Source organism: Klebsiella sp. 141203 (assembly GCF_032601985.1).
In the GTDB taxonomy this organism is placed as follows: domain Bacteria; phylum Pseudomonadota; class Gammaproteobacteria; order Enterobacterales; family Enterobacteriaceae; genus Klebsiella; species Klebsiella aerogenes.
Map to the genome: position 1 here is coordinate 378,865 of NZ_JAQIRL010000004.1, position 16,788 is coordinate 395,652.

General features: G+C 57.2%; 14 protein-coding genes. 11 read left to right on the forward strand and 3 right to left on the reverse strand.

What is annotated here, in order from left to right; genetic code table 11:
• The first annotated feature begins 1 nt into the window (after position 1).
• Positions 2–1,072, forward strand: coding sequence for a sn-glycerol-3-phosphate import ATP-binding protein UgpC (locus PGR29_RS18270; protein WP_015703701.1), 1,071 nt, complete (start codon positions 2–4; stop codon positions 1,070–1,072).
• A complete protein-coding gene (ugpQ, locus tag PGR29_RS18275) occupies positions 1,069–1,809 on the forward strand; it encodes a glycerophosphodiester phosphodiesterase (RefSeq protein WP_113373961.1) in 741 nt (246 codons plus the stop codon). Before PGR29_RS18270 ends, ugpQ begins: the two co-directional genes overlap by 4 nt.
• A 23-nt stretch (positions 1,810–1,832) precedes the next feature.
• Here the strand turns inward: ugpQ and PGR29_RS18280 are convergent, their stop codons facing one another.
• The gene (locus PGR29_RS18280; RefSeq protein WP_316425070.1) at positions 1,833–2,153 is read right to left on the reverse strand and encodes a DUF2756 family protein; all 321 of its coding nucleotides are present in this window, start codon (positions 2,151–2,153) and stop codon (positions 1,833–1,835) included.
• A 124-nt stretch (positions 2,154–2,277) separates the two neighbouring features.
• On the opposite strand from PGR29_RS18280, the gene ggt reads away from it, so the two are divergent.
• A complete protein-coding gene (gene ggt / locus PGR29_RS18285; RefSeq protein WP_032713162.1) occupies positions 2,278–4,023 on the forward strand; it encodes a gamma-glutamyltransferase in 1,746 nt (581 codons plus the stop codon).
• An 86-nt stretch (positions 4,024–4,109) separates the two neighbouring features.
• Here the strand turns inward: ggt and yhhY are convergent, their stop codons facing one another.
• Positions 4,110–4,598, reverse strand: a complete 489-nt coding sequence (yhhY, locus tag PGR29_RS18290; protein ID WP_316425071.1) for an N-acetyltransferase — start codon at positions 4,596–4,598, stop codon at positions 4,110–4,112.
• A gap of 226 nt (positions 4,599–4,824) precedes the next feature.
• Positions 4,825–5,472, reverse strand: a complete 648-nt coding sequence (locus tag PGR29_RS18295) for a bactofilin family protein (RefSeq protein WP_316425072.1) — start codon at positions 5,470–5,472, stop codon at positions 4,825–4,827.
• A 265-nt stretch (positions 5,473–5,737) separates the two neighbouring features.
• Between PGR29_RS18295 and PGR29_RS18300 the strand changes: the two genes are divergently transcribed.
• The 8 genes from PGR29_RS18300 to glgX all read left to right on the forward strand — a co-directional run bounded on the left by PGR29_RS18300 (position 5,738) and on the right by glgX (position 16,744).
• Positions 5,738–6,775 (forward strand): oxidoreductase, encoded by a 1,038-nt coding sequence (locus PGR29_RS18300; RefSeq protein ID WP_213794142.1) that lies wholly within the window; start codon positions 5,738–5,740, stop codon positions 6,773–6,775.
• Positions 6,776–6,896: 121 nt separating this feature from the next.
• Complete coding sequence (locus PGR29_RS18305) at positions 6,897–7,592, forward strand: pirin family protein (protein ID WP_015369337.1); 696 nt, start codon at positions 6,897–6,899, stop codon at positions 7,590–7,592.
• Between the two features lie 114 nt (positions 7,593–7,706).
• Positions 7,707–8,702 (forward strand): gluconate operon transcriptional repressor GntR, encoded by a 996-nt coding sequence (gntR, locus tag PGR29_RS18310; RefSeq protein WP_015369338.1) that lies wholly within the window; start codon positions 7,707–7,709, stop codon positions 8,700–8,702.
• Between the two features lie 193 nt (positions 8,703–8,895).
• Positions 8,896–9,426, forward strand: a complete 531-nt coding sequence (gntK, locus tag PGR29_RS18315) for a gluconokinase (protein WP_015369339.1) — start codon at positions 8,896–8,898, stop codon at positions 9,424–9,426.
• On the forward strand, positions 9,426–10,766 hold the full coding sequence (gntU, locus tag PGR29_RS18320; RefSeq protein ID WP_015369340.1) for a gluconate transporter: 1,341 nt from the start codon (positions 9,426–9,428) through the stop codon (positions 10,764–10,766). The genes gntK and gntU overlap by 1 nt, the downstream gene beginning before the upstream one ends.
• Positions 10,767–11,240: 474 nt before the next feature.
• Positions 11,241–12,347 carry an aspartate-semialdehyde dehydrogenase gene (asd, locus tag PGR29_RS18325; RefSeq protein ID WP_316425073.1) on the forward strand — a complete coding sequence of 369 codons (1,107 nt, stop codon included), beginning with the start codon at positions 11,241–11,243 and terminating at the stop codon, positions 12,345–12,347.
• 237 nt (positions 12,348–12,584) lie between these two features.
• Positions 12,585–14,768 carry a 1,4-alpha-glucan branching enzyme gene (gene glgB, locus PGR29_RS18330; protein ID WP_213794140.1) on the forward strand — a complete coding sequence of 728 codons (2,184 nt, stop codon included), beginning with the start codon at positions 12,585–12,587 and terminating at the stop codon, positions 14,766–14,768.
• Complete coding sequence (gene glgX, locus PGR29_RS18335; RefSeq protein WP_316425075.1) at positions 14,768–16,744, forward strand: glycogen debranching protein GlgX; 1,977 nt, start codon at positions 14,768–14,770, stop codon at positions 16,742–16,744. Before glgB ends, glgX begins: the two co-directional genes overlap by 1 nt.
• The last annotated feature ends 44 nt before the right edge of the window (positions 16,745–16,788 follow it).

Consider the following 16,788-nt stretch of genomic DNA (forward strand, 5'->3'; position numbering starts at 1 on the left):
AATGGCTGGTTTAAAACTACAGGCAGTAAGCAAAAGCTGGGATGGCAAAACCCAGGTAATTCAACCGCTGACGCTGGACGTGGCGGACGGGGAGTTTATCGTCATGGTCGGCCCGTCGGGCTGCGGGAAATCAACGCTGTTGCGGATGGTTGCCGGACTTGAACGAGTGACCAGCGGCGATATCTGGATTGACCGTAAACGGGTGACCGAGATGGAACCGAAGGATCGCGGCATCGCGATGGTGTTCCAGAACTATGCGCTTTATCCGCATATGAGCGTGGAAGAGAACATGGCGTGGGGATTGAAGATTCGCGGCATGGGTAAGGGATTGATTGCCGAGCGCGTGCAGGAGGCGGCGCGTATTCTTGAGCTGGATGGCCTGCTCAAGCGCCGCCCGCGGGAACTGTCCGGCGGTCAGCGCCAGCGCGTGGCGATGGGCCGCGCTATCGTGCGTGACCCGGCGGTTTTCCTGTTCGACGAACCATTGTCAAACCTCGATGCCAAGCTACGCGTGCAGATGCGTCTGGAACTGCAACAGCTGCATCGGCGCCTGAAAACCACCTCGCTGTATGTCACCCACGATCAGGTCGAAGCGATGACCCTTGCCCAGCGGGTGATGGTGATGAATAAGGGTATTGCCGAGCAGATCGGCACGCCGGTCGAAGTGTACGAAAAGCCCGCCAGCCGCTTTGTGGCAAGCTTTATAGGCAGCCCGGCAATGAATCTGCTGGAGGGGCGGGTGAGCGATGACGGCGGCCGCTTTGAGCTGGAAGGCGGCATACAACTACCGATGAATCACGAGCATCGGCGCTACGCCGGGCGTAAAATGACTCTCGGTATTCGCCCGGAGCACTTTATTTTAAGCTCGCAGGCGCAAGGCGGCATCCCGCTGCTGATGGATACGCTGGAAATTTTAGGTGCCGATAACCTCGCCCACGGGCGCTGGGGAGAGCAGAAGCTGGTGGTCAGATTGCCGCATCAGCAGCGCCCGGCGGGCGGCAGTACGCTATGGCTGCATCTGCCATTGGAACATCTGCACCTCTTTGATGGTGAAACAGGACAACGCGCATGAGTAACTGGCCTTATCCCCGCATCGTCGCCCATCGCGGCGGCGGTAAACTGGCGCCGGAGAACACCCTGGCGGCTATCGACGTCGGCGCCCGCTACGGGCACACGATGATTGAATTTGACGCCAAGCTGTCGAAGGACGGGCAGATCTTTCTGCTGCATGACGATAATCTCGAACGCACCAGCAACGGCTGGGGCGTGGCGGGCGAGCTGGCGTGGGACGATCTGCTGAAGGTTGATGCCGGCAGCTGGTTCAGCCGCGAGTTTAAGGGCGAACCGCTGCCGCTGCTCTCCCAGGTAGCGGAGCGTTGCCGTCGTCACGGTATGATGGCGAATATCGAAATTAAGCCGACTACCGGGCAAGGGCCGCAGACCGGCAAAGTGGTGGCGCTGGCCGCGCGCGATTTGTGGAAAGGCATGACCGCGCCGCTGCTCTCATCCTTTGAAATTGATGCGTTGGAAGCGGCGCAGGAAGCCGTGCCCGAGCTGCCGCGCGGGTTGCTGCTGGATGAGTGGCGCGATGACTGGCGCGAATTGACCGCCCGGCTGGGCTGCGTGTCAATTCATCTCAACCACAAGCTGCTGGATGCGGCGCGGGTGGCGAGCCTGAAACAGGCCGGCCTGCATATTCTGGTGTATACGGTCAACAAACCCCAGCGCGCCGCCGAGCTACTGCGCTGGGGCGTAGACTGCATCTGCACCGATGCTATTGACGTCATCGGGCCGAATTTCCAGCCTTAAGACTGATTTGCGGCGGACGATCTTTACGGGTTAGTCTGCCGCAGCATCCCGCCGTTGTTGTTCGGCAGTACCTGCGGTTGCGTATTGAGATTGCCGCCCTGCGCCGCGCGCTGCTGATTGGTCTGCAGCTGATTTTGCAAATGCTGTTGCTGCATATGCGTCTGATTATTCAGATTCTGCTTCAGCATGCTTTGCTGCTGCTGTTGCTGCACCTTCATCTCATTTTGCATACGCTGCTGGCTGGGCACCACATAACCCGGCTGGTTAGGGTTGTTATCGATGTTAATCGGCTGTGCTAAAACGCCGAGCGGCATCAGCGCCGCCAGGAATAAAATCGCTTTCATTGTTTTCTCCTCCCGTGCGTGGGATCACTTAAGTGTACCTCGAATTCGCCATAACAATGATTTTTTAGGAGTTATCAACCAGGCTTAAGCCGGGAGATAAAACCTACTTTTCAGGAGTAAGACAATGATAAAAACAACAATATGGCGTCAGGTGGTCATCGCAGCGTTACTGGCGGGGGGCAGCTTTACCGTCGCCGCCAATCCGCCGCCCCCGCCGCCTGTCTCGTATGGCGTTGAGGAAGATGTGTTTCACCCGGTGCGCGCCCAGCAGGGGATGGTGGCCTCGGTGGATGCGCTGGCGACCCGCGTCGGCGTAGATATTCTGCGTCAGGGCGGCAACGCCGTCGATGCAGCGGTTGCCGTTGGCTATGCGCTGGCGGTGACGCATCCGCAGGCCGGTAATATCGGCGGCGGCGGCTTTATGATGCTGCGAACTAAAGACGGTAAAACCACGGCGATCGATTTCCGCGAGATGGCCCCGGAACAGGCCACCCGCGATATGTTCCTCGATGAACATGGCAATCCTGACAGTAAAAAATCGCTGACTTCGCATCTCGCTTCCGGTACCCCAGGCAGCGTTGCGGGTTTCTCTCTCGCGCTGGAAAAATACGGCACCATGCCGCTGAATAAGGTGATCCGCCCGGCGATTAAGCTGGCGGAAGAGGGCTTTATCGTTAACGATGCGCTGGCTGACGATTTAAAAACCTATGGCAGCGAAGTGATCCCGCAGCATGAAAACAGCAAAGCGATTTTCTGGAAGAACGGCGAGCCGCTGAAAAAAGGCGACCGGCTGGTGCAAAAGAATCTGGGTAAAAGCCTGGAGCTGATTGCCGAGCACGGCCCGGACGCCTTCTATAAAGGGGCTATTGCCGACCAGATTGCCGGCGAGATGAAAAAACACGGCGGGCTTATCACCAAAGCCGACCTCGCCAACTACAAGGCCGTGGAGCGTACGCCGATTAGCGGTGAATATCGCGGCTATGAGGTCTACTCCATGCCGCCGCCGTCCTCTGGCGGGATCCACATCGTGCAGATCCTCAATATCCTCGAAAACTTCGATATGCAGAAATATGGTTTTGGCAGCGCCGACGCCATGCAGGTAATGGCGGAGGCGGAGAAACACGCCTATGCCGACCGTTCTGAATATCTCGGCGACCCTGACTTCGTCAAAGTGCCGTGGCAGGCGTTGACCAGCAAGGCTTACGCCAAAGCGATTGCCGCCGAGATTGACGTGAACAAGGCGAAGCCTTCCAGCCAGATCCGTCCGGGCAAGCTGGCGCCGTATGAAAGCAACCAGACCACCCACTTCTCGGTAGTCGATAAAGACGGCAATGCGGTGGCGGTCACCTATACGTTGAATACCACCTTTGGCACCGGCATCGTGGCTGGCGACTCCGGAATTATACTCAACAACCAGATGGATGATTTCTCGGCGAAGCCCGGCGTGCCTAACGTTTATGGTTTAGTCGGCGGCGACGCCAATGCGGTGGGGCCGAAAAAACGCCCGCTATCGTCGATGTCGCCGACGATTGTGGTGAAAGACGGGAAAACCTGGCTGGTGACCGGTAGCCCGGGCGGTAGCCGTATTATTACCACCGTGCTGCAAATGGTGGTCAACACCATTGATTTCGGAATGAACGTCGCGGAAGCCACCAACGCGCCGCGCTTCCATCACCAGTGGCTGCCGGACGAGCTGCGGGTGGAGAAAGGTTTTAGCCCGGATACCGTGAAATTGCTGGAAGCGAAAGGGCAGAAAGTCGCGCTGAAAGAGGCGATGGGTAGTACCCAGAGCATTATGGTGGGGCCGGACGGTACGCTGTATGGCGCCTCCGATCCGCGTTCGCCCGGTGATTTGACCGCGGGGTATTAAGGTGTTGCCCGGTGGCGCTGCGCTTACCGGGCCTACAATTGTGCGAACGTAGGCCGGGTAAGGCGAAGCCGCCACCCGGCAACACGCTACTTCATTCTCGCCATATAATACGCATCCACATACTCACCGTTGCGCAGCGCATAGCGCCTGCCGGTGCCTTCGATCTCAAAGCCGTACTTCTTATACACCGCGACCGCCGGGGCGTTATCGGCAAAGACGGTGAGCTCGATGCGATCGACCCGCAGCCAGTTGTCGCACATATCAATCATGGTACGCATCAGGGCGCTGGCGACGCCGCGGTTATGCCAGCGCGAATCTACGCTGATACCAAAATCGGCGACGTGGCTACGGCGAGGACGTTGGGCGACAGCAATGCATAAATGCCCCACGACTTGCCCATCGATACAGGCCACCAGCTGCTTCACGCCCGGCGTATCGGTTAGCCGCTCCCGCCACATATGCTCCGATGGATGAGGAACCTGTAGCGTGTTGTGATACACCTCCGGCTGGGCGTGAATTTGACGAATCGCGTCAACATCTTTCGGTTCAGCATGGCGTATCACGATGTCACTCATTCCTTGTTCCTCATTTGGTTAAAAAGACCCTTTAAACATCACTGACTCCGGCGTTCGAGTCAACACGCATTATTTGCAAAAAAATGTAGACAAGTGCGAATGAGAATGATTATTATTGTCCTGCATTCAGGGAGACCCTTGCGGAAAGCCTGAAAGCACGACATTGCTCACATTGCTTCCAGTATTACTTTAGCCAGCCGGGTGCTGGCTTTTTTTTGCGCTCATTTCAGGCGTGTTGCGATTTGGCGGATTTCACCGCTTCTTCTGCGACCAGGCCGACGATATTGTTTTTATTTTTGCTCTCCGCGGTGGCCAACACCTCCGCGCTGCCGGTAAACAGGCCGCCCTTTTTAATCGCCAGCGCGCGATAGGCGAGGGTGCCGTCGAGGTTGCCATGTTCCTCAATAGCAATGCTTTCGCCACGGCACTGGCCATGTACCTTGCCGTCGACGATCAGCTCCCGGCAGTGGATATTGCCCTCCACGTGACCCTCGCGCATCACCTTAATGAGATGTTCTTTGGCCTCAATGTTGCCGGTGACCTGGCCGTGGATATAGACATGGCCGCAGGCGACGATATTGCCGACAAAATGCACGCCGCTGGCGATCACCGTGGTTTCCTGTTTTTTGACGCTTGCTGTTTCTGGCTCTGCTGCCGCCACGGTAGGCGCAGCGACTTCAGCAGCCTGCGCTTCGGTTTTATTTTTCTTCATAAACATAGCGTTAATTTTTTCCCGTTGGGTATGAATAAGGAATGCGAAGAGGGTACAGGCGGCCGCCAGGCGCGCCAGCGCGGTCTCATCGCTAAACCAGGCGATCAGTGCGAGAAGCCAGAAAAAAATGGCGCAGTTTATGGCGAAATACGTTTTTTCCATCAGCAGCGGCTGGCTACTCCGTTAGTCTTTAGCAACGTCCTGGTTTTGCCCTCCACTTATCCGTAGTTTCGTCATTGGGATCAAGACTTTCTGTTGAAAAATGGCGTTTTAATCGATTATTAATCAATCTCTTATTAAAAATTACGTATGAGTGATAACCGAAATATTTTGCCGGTGAATTTTCCTGCTCAGAGGAAAAGGAGGATGAAGTGAGCCGCCTGCTTGCGCTATGGTTAAAGGCAGCACATCAACTAAGGACAGCGTTATGATTCTGCACTGCGCATTTATTGGCTTTGGTAAAAGCACGACCCGCTACCATCTTCCTTACGTCCTGCATCGCAAAGACCGCTGGCACGTCGCGCATATTTATCGCCGCAGCGCCAGGCCGGAAGAACAGGCGCCGGCGTATTCCCATATCCACTTCACCAGCGACCTCGATGAAGTACTGAATGACCCGCAGGTCAAGCTGGTAGTGGTCTGCACCCATGCTGATAGCCACTTCGAATACGCGAAGCGGGCGCTGGAAGCAGGGAAAAACGTACTGGTTGAAAAACCCTTCACCCCGACGCTTGCAGAGGCGAAGACCCTGTTCGCGCTGGCGAAAAGCAAAGGGTTGACGGTGACGCCTTACCAGAACCGCCGCTTCGATTCCTGTTTCCTGACCACCAAAAAGGTGATTGAAAGCGGGAAGCTCGGCGAACTGGTGGAAATTGAAAGTCATTTTGATAACTACCGACCGGTGGCGGAAACCCTCCAGGGGGGACCGCAAAGCGGCGATTTCTACGGCCTCGGGGTGCATACCATGGACCAGATCATTTCGCTGTTTGGTCGCCCGGATCATGTTTCCTACGATCTGCGATCACTACGCAATAAAGCCAATCCCGATGACACGTTTGAAGCTCAACTGTTTTATGGCGACCTGAAAGCGATTGTCAAAACCAGCCATCTGGTGCAGATTGACTACCCGAAATTTATCGTTCATGGCCATAAAGGCTCGTTTGTGAAATACGGCATTGACCAGCAGGAGACCAGCCTGAAGGCCAACATTATGCCGGGCGACGCGGGGTTCGGCGCTGATGACAGCGTAGGGCAACTGGTCTACATCAACGAGGCGGGCGTGGCGGTACGTGAAGAGGTGCCGCTGGAAACCGGCGACTACGGACGAGTGTATGACGCGCTGTATGACACCCTCGTTAACGGCCGGCCGAATTACGTCAAGGAATCTGAAGTTCTCACCAATATGGAGATTCTGCAGCGCGGCTTTGAACAGCCTTCTCCGGCTACTATTACCCTCGCGAAATAAGAAAATCTGGCTCCTCGTCGCTTGTTCATATTTTTTGAACAGAGGAGTCAATTTTCACCCTCTATGATCGCCGGCGGAATGGGTCCACACTTATTCCATCGAAAACATACGGGGGTGCAACATGATCTACTTACGCAAAGCTAACGAACGTGGCCACGCTAACCATGGCTGGCTGGATTCCTGGCATACTTTCTCTTTCGCCAACTACTACGACCCGAACTTTATGGGGTTCTCCGCGCTGCGCGTGATTAACGATGACGTAATCGACGCCGGCCAGGGGTTTGGCACCCATCCGCACAAAGACATGGAAATCCTGACTTATGTGCTGGAAGGCGCGGTTGAGCACCAGGACAGCATGGGTAACAAAGAGCAGGTTCCGGCTGGCGAGTTCCAGATTATGAGCGCGGGTACCGGCGTACGTCACTCTGAGTACAACCCGAGCAGCACCGACCGCCTGCGTTTGTATCAGATCTGGATTATTCCAGAAGAAACCGGCATTACGCCGCGCTACGAGCAGCGCCGCTTTGATGCCGCGCAGGGCAAACAGCTGGTACTGTCGCCAGATGCGCGCGAAGGGTCGCTGAAAGTGCATCAGGATATGGAACTGTATCGCTGGGCGCTGCTGAAAGATGAGCAGTCGGTTCACCAGATTGCCGCGGAACGTCGCGTGTGGATCCAGGTAGTGAAAGGCGAAGTGACGATTAACGGCACTAAAGCCACCACCAGCGATGGTCTGGCGATTTGGGACGAGCAGGCGATTTCGGTTCACGCCGACAGCGATAGCGAAATTTTGCTGTTCGATCTGCCGCCGGTTTGATAGTTATCTGAGCCAGGTTAAATAAATTGCGCAACCTTCTCCAACATCGGGGAAGGTTGCGCTTTGTCCGTGATAAACTGAGAAAATGTTTCCCAGCCGATCACAGTCAGGACGATGAAAAAGAAAAGACCCGTACTTCAGGATGTAGCCGATCTTGTCGGCGTGACCAAAATGACGGTCAGTCGCTATTTACGTAACCCGGAACAGGTTTCTGAGGCCCTGCGTGGCAAGATTGCCGTTGCACTCGATGAGCTGGGTTATATTCCCAATCGCGCTCCTGATATTCTCTCCAACGCCACCAGCCGCGCCATCGGCGTGCTGCTGCCATCGTTAACCAACCAGGTCTTCTCGGAAGTGCTGCGCGGCATCGAAAGCGTCACCGACGCCTTCGGTTATCAAACCATGCTGGCGCACTACGGCTATAAGCCGGAGATGGAAGAGAAGCGTCTCGAATCAATGCTCTCCTGGAATATTGACGGCCTGATCCTCACTGAACGTACCCACACGCCGCGGACGCTGAAAATGATTGAAGTCGCCGGCATCCCGGTGGTTGAGCTGATGGACAGCCAGTCGCCGTGCCTCGACATTGCCGTCGGTTTCGATAACTTCGAAGCGGCGCGGCAGATGACGGCGGCGATTATCGCCCGCGGTCACCGCCACGTTGCTTATCTCGGCGCGCGTCTTGATGAACGTACTATCATCAAACAGAAGGGGTACGAGCAGGCGATGCTCGATGCTGGCATGACGCCCTACAGCGTGATGGTGGAGCAATCCTCTTCCTACTCGTCAGGGATTGAGCTGATGCGTCAAGCGCGTCGCGAATATCCGCAGCTCGACGGCATCTTCTGCACCAACGATGACCTCGCGGTCGGCGCGGCGTTCGAGTGTCAGCGTCTGGGGCTGAAGATCCCGGACGACATGGCGATAGCCGGTTTCCACGGTCACGATATCGGTCAGGTGATGGAGCCGCGTCTCGCCAGCGTACTGACCCCGCGTGAGCGCATGGGGCGCATCGGCGCCGAGCGTCTGCTGGCGCGCATCCGCGGTGAGACGATTACCCCTAAGATGTTAGATTTAGGTTTCACATTGTCACCGGGTGGATCTATTTAAACCGACAAGTTTGAAGTAGATCACACATATTCACATCTGGCACGAATGGTTATTGCTTCTCCCTGGGTCCGGCATGACAATGTTACCGATAACAGTTACCCGTAACACTTGCCCGTAATCATTAATCAGTACGCCGCCTTCGCGCTGTATCAGTCAGCTCCGACGCGGCGCACCAGTCCAGTGGGAGGACGCTTTGAGCACGACTAACCATGATCACCACGTCTATGTCCTGATGGGCGTTTCCGGCAGCGGTAAATCCGCCGTCGCCAGCGAAGTGGCGCATCAACTGAAAGCCGCGTTTCTCGATGGCGATTTTCTGCATCCGCGCAGCAACATCACCAAGATGGCTTCCGGCGAGCCGCTGAACGACGATGACCGCACCCCGTGGCTGCAGGCGTTGAATGACGCGGCATTCGCCATGCAGCGTACCAACAAAGTTTCGCTGATCGTCTGCTCGGCGCTGAAAAAAAGCTACCGCGACATTCTGCGCAAGGGCAACCCGAACCTCTCCTTTATCTACCTGAAAGGCGACTTCGACGTGATTGAAAGCCGTCTGAAGGCGCGTAAAGGGCACTTCTTCAAAACCCAAATGTTGGTGACGCAGTTTGAAACACTGCAGGAACCAGGCGCTGACGAAAGCGATGTGCTTATCGTCGATATCGACCAGTCACTGGAAGGCGTGGTCGCCAGCACCATTGAGGTGATTAACAAAGGCAGTAACTAGTGAGTACTTTAACGCTTGTTTTAACAGCAGTCGGCTCGGTATTGCTGCTGCTGTTTTTAGTCATGAAGGCGCGTATGCACGCCTTCGTGGCTTTGATGGTGGTTTCTATTGGCGCAGGTCTCTTTTCCGGTATGCCGCTGGATAAAATCGCGGCGACGATGGAAAAAGGGATGGGCGGCACGCTGGGCTTCCTGGCGATAGTCGTCGCGCTGGGCGCGATGTTCGGTAAAATTTTGCATGAAACCGGCGCGGTCGACCAGATTGCGGTGAAAATGCTGAAATCCTTCGGCCACAACCGCGCGCACTATGCGATTGGTCTTGCCGGCCTTATCTGCGCGCTGCCGCTATTCTTTGAAGTGGCGATCGTGCTGCTGATTAGCGTCGCGTTTTCCATGGCGCGCCATACCGGCACTAACCTCGTGAAGCTGGTGATCCCGCTGTTCGCCGGCGTAGCCGCCGCCGCGGCATTCCTGCTGCCGGGGCCCGCGCCGATGCTGCTGGCTTCGCAGATGCACGCCGATTTCGGCTGGATGATCCTGATTGGCCTCTGCGCTGCTATTCCGGGGATGATTATCGCCGGCCCGCTGTGGGGTAACTTCATCAGCCGCTACGTTGAGCTGCACATTCCTGACGATATCAGCGAACCGCATCTCGGCGAAGGTAAAATGCCGTCCTTCGGCTTTAGCCTCTCGCTGATCCTGCTGCCGCTGGTGCTGGTCGGCTTGAAAACCATCGCCGCGCGCTTTGTGCCGGTGGGATCCACCGCCTATGAATGGTTCGAGTTTATCGGCCACCCATTCACCGCGATTCTGGTTGCCTGCCTGGTAGCGATTTACGGCCTGGCGGTACGTCAGGGGATGGCGAAAGATCGCGTGATGGAGATCTGCGGCGCGGCGCTGCAGCCGGCGGGTATTATTCTGCTGGTGATTGGCGCAGGCGGCGTCTTCAAGCAGGTGCTGGTGGACTCCGGCGTCGGCCCGGCGCTCGGCGAAGCGCTGACTGGCCTGGGTCTGCCGATTGCGATTACCTGCTTCGTGCTGGCGGCTGCCGTGCGTATTATTCAGGGCTCCGCGACCGTGGCGTGTCTGACGGCGGTCGGCCTGGTGATGCCGGTCATTGAGCAACTGAACTATAGCGGCGCGCAAATGGCGGCTCTCTCCATCTGTATCGCGGGTGGTTCGATTGTGGTGAGCCACGTAAACGATGCCGGCTTCTGGCTGTTCGGTAAGTTCACCGGCGCCAGCGAAGCGCAGACGCTGAAAACCTGGACGATGATGGAAACCATCCTTGGCACCACCGGCGCCATTGTCGGGATGATTGCTTTCCAGCTGCTGAGCTAAGTAAAAATAATTTCCCCGGACGCCACCACGGTATCCGGGGGAAAAACCAGGGTAATACCGCTTACCCTGGATTCTCCTCGGTAACACGCTTTTTTCCCCTCTTTTCCACTTCCTTTTGCCGTGAATATCAGCGCTACGACAATGATCGTATTGCTCGTCAGGCCTTGCGGCACAAGGATTTGTCCGTTTTTTTTCGCAAGCGTGAAAGCGATATTTTTCGCGCTGAATCCATAATCAGGATCAATAAAATAGCGACGGAAAATATTCCATTACGCGGGTTATTTGCCCGATAATCTTTACGCTTTTTATGACTACCAGCGACGGTAGGCGGAGTGCGGGATAAGTTGCTTTTCTGATTGGCGCGCAATCATTGATTAATTTCACTTGCGACTTTAGCTGCATTTTGTAATGTGAAGGACATCCCAGTTGGAAACTGGCCTGGCACTAACAGCACACACCTCGCAGGAATACGTTATGAAAAATGTTGGTTTTATCGGTTGGCGTGGAATGGTCGGCTCTGTTCTCATGCAACGCATGGTGGAAGAGCGTGATTTCGACGCCATTCGCCCTGTTTTCTTCTCCACCTCTCAGCTGGGTCAGCCCGCGCCGTCATTCGGCGGCAGTACCGGGGGGACGCTTCAGGATGCATTCGATCTGGAAGCGCTGAAGGCGCTGGACATTATTGTTACCTGCCAGGGCGGCGATTACACCAACGAGATTTACCCGAAGCTGCGCGAAAGCGGCTGGCAGGGGTACTGGATTGACGCGGCGTCTTCGCTGCGCATGAAAGACGATGCGATCATTATTCTCGACCCGGTTAACCAGGATGTGATTACCGCTGGCCTGAATAACGGCATTAAAACCTTCGTCGGCGGCAACTGTACGGTGAGCCTGATGCTGATGTCCCTCGGCGGCCTGTTTGCCCATGACCTGGTGGAGTGGGTCAGCGTGGCGACCTACCAGGCGGCTTCCGGCGGCGGCGCGCGCCATATGCGCGAACTGCTGAGCCAGATGGGCCAGCTGCATGGCTACGTGGCGAGCGAGCTGGCGAACCCGGCTTCCGCGATTCTCGATATCGAGCGCAAAGTGACGTCGCTGACCCGCAGCGGCGATCTGCCGGTCGATAACTTTGGCGTGCCGCTGGCGGGCAGCCTGATCCCATGGATCGACAAACAGCTTGATAACGGCCAGAGCCGCGAAGAGTGGAAAGGCCAGGCGGAGACCAACAAAATTCTCGCCACCGCGTCGCCGATCCCGGTCGATGGTCTGTGCGTGCGCGTCGGCGCGCTGCGCTGCCACAGCCAGGCGTTTACCATCAAGCTGAAGAAAGATGTTTCTATCCCGACCGTTGAGGAGCTGTTGGCCGCGCATAACCCGTGGGCCAAAGTGGTGCCAAACGATCGTGAAATCACCATGCGCGAGCTGACCCCAGCCGCGGTGACCGGCACCCTGACCACCCCGGTAGGGCGCCTGCGTAAACTGAACATGGGTCCTGAGTACCTGTCGGCCTTTACCGTCGGCGACCAGCTGCTGTGGGGCGCCGCCGAACCGTTGCGCCGCATGCTACGACAGCTGGCGTAAACGCAGGACAAACGATAAGGGGTGTGGATACACCCCTTTTTTTTGCGTAATACAAGGAGTAAACGCGGATGTTGGATTTTTCCCCACGGAGGTAACGCAGCCTTGGCTATGCTTTAAGTAAGGAGTTCCTTACCTGAAGGTGGGACGGAGCAGGAGGATGCACGTTGGTGCTGCGCCGTTCAGGTCAAAAAAGTCGCCGGTTACAGGAAAGGGCGACACTTACAACAGGATGAAAGCATGTCGAATCGAATCGATAGAGACGTGATTAATGCGCTTATTGCAGGTCATTTCGCGGATCCCTTTTCCGTGCTTGGCATGCACCGCACCGAGGCGGGGCTGGAAGTTCGCGCATTATTACCAGACGCCACCGAAGTGTGGGTTATTGAACCAAAAACCGGGCGTAAAGTCGGCAAACTCGAATGCCTCGATTCGCGCGGATTCTTTAGCGGCCTGCTGCCGCGGCGTAAAAACGCTTTTCGCTACCAGCTGGCCGTCACCTGGCACGGACAGCAAAACCTGATTGACGACCCTTACCGTTTCGGCCCGCTGCTGCAGGATGTTGACGCCTGGCTGTTGTCCGAGGGAACGCACCTGCGCCCTTACGAAACCCTGGGCGCGCACGCCGACACCATGGATGGCGTCACCGGTACGCGCTTTTCGGTTTGGGCGCCTAATGCCCGGCGGGTTTCCGTAGTGGGGCAATTTAACTACTGGGATGGTCGACGCCATCCGATGCGCCTGCGCAAAGAGTCTGGTATCTGGGAACTCTTCATCCCCGGCGCGCTTAATGGCCAGCTGTATAAATTCGAGCTGATCGATGCCCACGGCAATCTGCGCGTCAAAGCCGACCCTTACGCCTTTGAGTCGCAAATGCGCCCGGAAAGCGCGTCGCTTATCTGCGATTTGCCGCCCAAAGTCGAACAGCCGGCGGAACGCAAAGCCGCGAACCAGTTCGATGCGCCGATCTCTATCTATGAAGTGCACCTCGGTTCCTGGCGCCGCCATACCGACAATAACTTCTGGCTAAGCTACCGCGAACTGGCGGACCAACTGGTGCCCTACGCAAAATGGATGGGCTTCACCCACCTTGAACTGCTCCCGGTGAACGAACACCCGTTCGACGGCAGTTGGGGCTACCAGCCGACCGGCCTCTACGCCCCGACACGCCGCTTCGGCACCCGTGAAGATTTCCGCTATTTCATCGATGCCGCCCACGCAGCAGGCCTTAACGTGATCCTCGATTGGGTTCCGGGCCATTTCCCGGCGGATGACTTTGCGCTGGCCTCATTTGACGGCACCTCGCTGTATGAACATAGCGATCCGCGCGAAGGTTATCACCAGGACTGGAATACCCTTATCTATAACTACGGCCGCCGCGAAGTCAGCAATTACCTGGTGGGTAACGCGCTGTACTGGATCGAGCGCTTCGGCATTGACGCGCTGCGCGTCGACGCGGTGGCGTCGATGATCTACCGCGACTACAGCCGTAAAGCGGGCGAGTGGATCCCTAACGAATACGGCGGGCGGGAAAATCTCGAAGCGATCGAGTTTCTGCGTAACACCAACCGTATTCTCGGCGAGCAGACGCCAGGCGCGGTAACGATGGCGGAAGAGTCCACCGATTTTGCCGGCGTGACGCGCCCGCCCGCCGACGGCGGCCTCGGCTTCTGGTTCAAATGGAATCTCGGCTGGATGCACGACACGCTGGACTATATGAAGCTCGATCCGGTTCATCGTCGCTACCATCACGACAAAATGACCTTCGGCATGCTCTACAACTACACCGAGAACTTCGTGCTGCCGCTCTCCCACGATGAAGTGGTGCACGGCAAAAAATCGATTCTCGACCGCATGCCGGGGGACGCATGGCAGCGCTTTGCCAACCTGCGCGCCTATTACGGCTGGCTGTTCGCCTTCCCGGGCAAAAAGCTGCTGTTTATGGGCAATGAATTTGCCCAGGGCCGCGAGTGGAATCACGACGCCAGTCTCGACTGGCATCTGCTGGAGGGCGGCGACAACTGGCACCATGGCGTCCAGCGGCTGGTGCGCGACCTGAACCACACCTACCGCCACCATAAAGCGCTGCATGAACTTGATTTCGATCCCTACGGCTTCGAATGGCTGGTGGTCGACGATCATGAGCGTTCGGTATTTATCTTTGTGCGCCGCGATAAAGCCGGCAATGAGATTATCGTCGCCAGCAACTTCACCCCGGTGCCGCGCCACAACTACCGTTTCGGCATTAACCAGCCGGGACGCTGGCGCGAAGAATTGAACACTGACTCGATGCATTATCACGGCAGTAACGCCGGAAATGGCGGCGTGGTTGAGAGCGAGCCCGTCGCCAGCCATGGTCGTCAGCATTCGTTGTCGATTACCCTGCCGCCGCTGGCGACCATCTGGCTGGTACGGGAGGCCTGATGACGACGCTTGCCGCGGGAAAACCGGCGCCTTTGGGCGCCAGCTATGACGGCAAAGGGGTGAACTTCACCTTGTTTTCCGCCCACGCCGAGCGGGTGGAGCTCTGCGTGTTCGACCAGCAGGGCAACGAGCGGCGCTACGACCTACCGGCGCGCAGCGGCGACATCTGGCACGGCTGGCTGGCCGATGCGCGTCCGGGGCTACGCTACGGTTATCGGGTGCACGGGCCGTGGGATCCGGCGCAGGGGCATCGCTTCAATCCGGCCAAGCTGCTGCTCGACCCCTGCGCGCATCAGGTGGCGGGTGAACTGTTGGACGACGAGCGTCTGCATGGCGGGATGCATGAAGCGGATGCCCGCGATAGCGCAGCCATCGCGCCAAAGTCGCAGGTAGTCGATCTGCATTACGACTGGCTCGGCGATAAACCGCCGCGCACGCCGTGGGGCGAAACGGTCATTTATGAAGCCCACGTCAAAGGGTTGACCTGGCTGCATCCGGAGCTGCCGGAGGCGATCCGCGGCACCTATCAGGCGCTGGGCCACCCGTTGATGATCGACTATTTCCGCCGCCTGGGTATTACCGCGCTGGAGCTGATGCCGGTAGCGCAGTTCGCCAGCGAACCCCGCCTGCAGCGGATGGGGCTGAGCAACTACTGGGGCTACAACCCGCTGGCGCTGTTTGCGCTGGAGCCGCGCTACGCCAGCCAGCCGCAGCGGGCGCTCGATGAGTTCCGCGATGCGGTGAAAGCGCTGCACGCGGCGGGTATTGAGGTGATCCTCGATATCGTGCTGAACCATAGCGCGGAAATCGATCTTGAAGGGCCGACAGTCTCCCTGCGCGGTATCGATAACCGCAGCTATTATTGGATCAGGGACGACGGCGATTATCACAACTGGACCGGCTGCGGTAACACGCTCAACCTCAGTCATCCTGGCGTGGTGGAGTATGCCCTGCAGTGCCTGCGATTTTGGGTTGATGAGTGCCACGTTGACGGTTTTCGCTTCGACCTGGCGTCGGTGATGGGGCGCATGCCGGAATTTCGTCAGGACGCGCCGCTGTTTGAGGCCATTCGCCGCGACCCGGTATTGTCGGCGCTCAAGCTGATTGCCGAACCCTGGGATATTGGCCAGGGAGGTTATCAGGTGGGGAACTTCCCGCCGCTGTTTGCCGAATGGAACGACCATTTTCGCGATACCGCGCGCCGTTTCTGGCTGCAACAAAACGTGTCGTTGGGTGACTTCGCCCAGCGCTTCGCCGCCTCCAGCGACCTCTTTGCCCGCGATGGCAAGCGGCCTGCGGCGACGATCAATTTGATCACGGCGCATGATGGCTTCACCCTACGTGATTGTGTCTGTTTCAATCAGAAACACAATCAGGCGAACGGTGAAGAGAATCGCGATGGGACTAACAATAACTACAGCAACAATCATGGTATAGAGGGATTAGAAGCCAATCTTGCCGTGATTGAGCGGCGGCGCGATAGCGTACATGCGCTCCTGACCACGCTGCTGCTGTCGCAAGGAACGCCGATGCTGCTGGCGGGCGATGAGCATGGCCATAGTCAGCACGGAAACAATAATGCGTACTGTCAGGACAATGCTTTGACCTGGCTGGACTGGCGGCGGGCAAATCACGGATTAACCGCGTTTGTCGCCGCGCTTATCCACCTGCGTCGGCGCATTCCGGCGTTAACCCGTAATCAGTGGTGGCAGGAGCATGACGGCAACGTGAGCTGGCTCAATCAGCGCGGAGAACCGTTAAACGCCGACGAGTGGCAGCATGGCGCCGCGCGGCTGCAAATCCTGTTATCCGATCGCTGGTTGATCGCGCTGAATGCCACCGCTGAGGTGGCGGATATGGTTTTACCCGCGGGGGAGTGGCGCGCCGTTCCTCCATTCGCCGGAGAGGATAATCCGGTCATCATGGCTGTCTGGCATGGGCCCGCGCACGGAGTTTGCGTATTTCAAAGGTCATAGTCCCTGGGGGTTTTCGGCGCGTTCATGATGAATGCGCCGTGAAG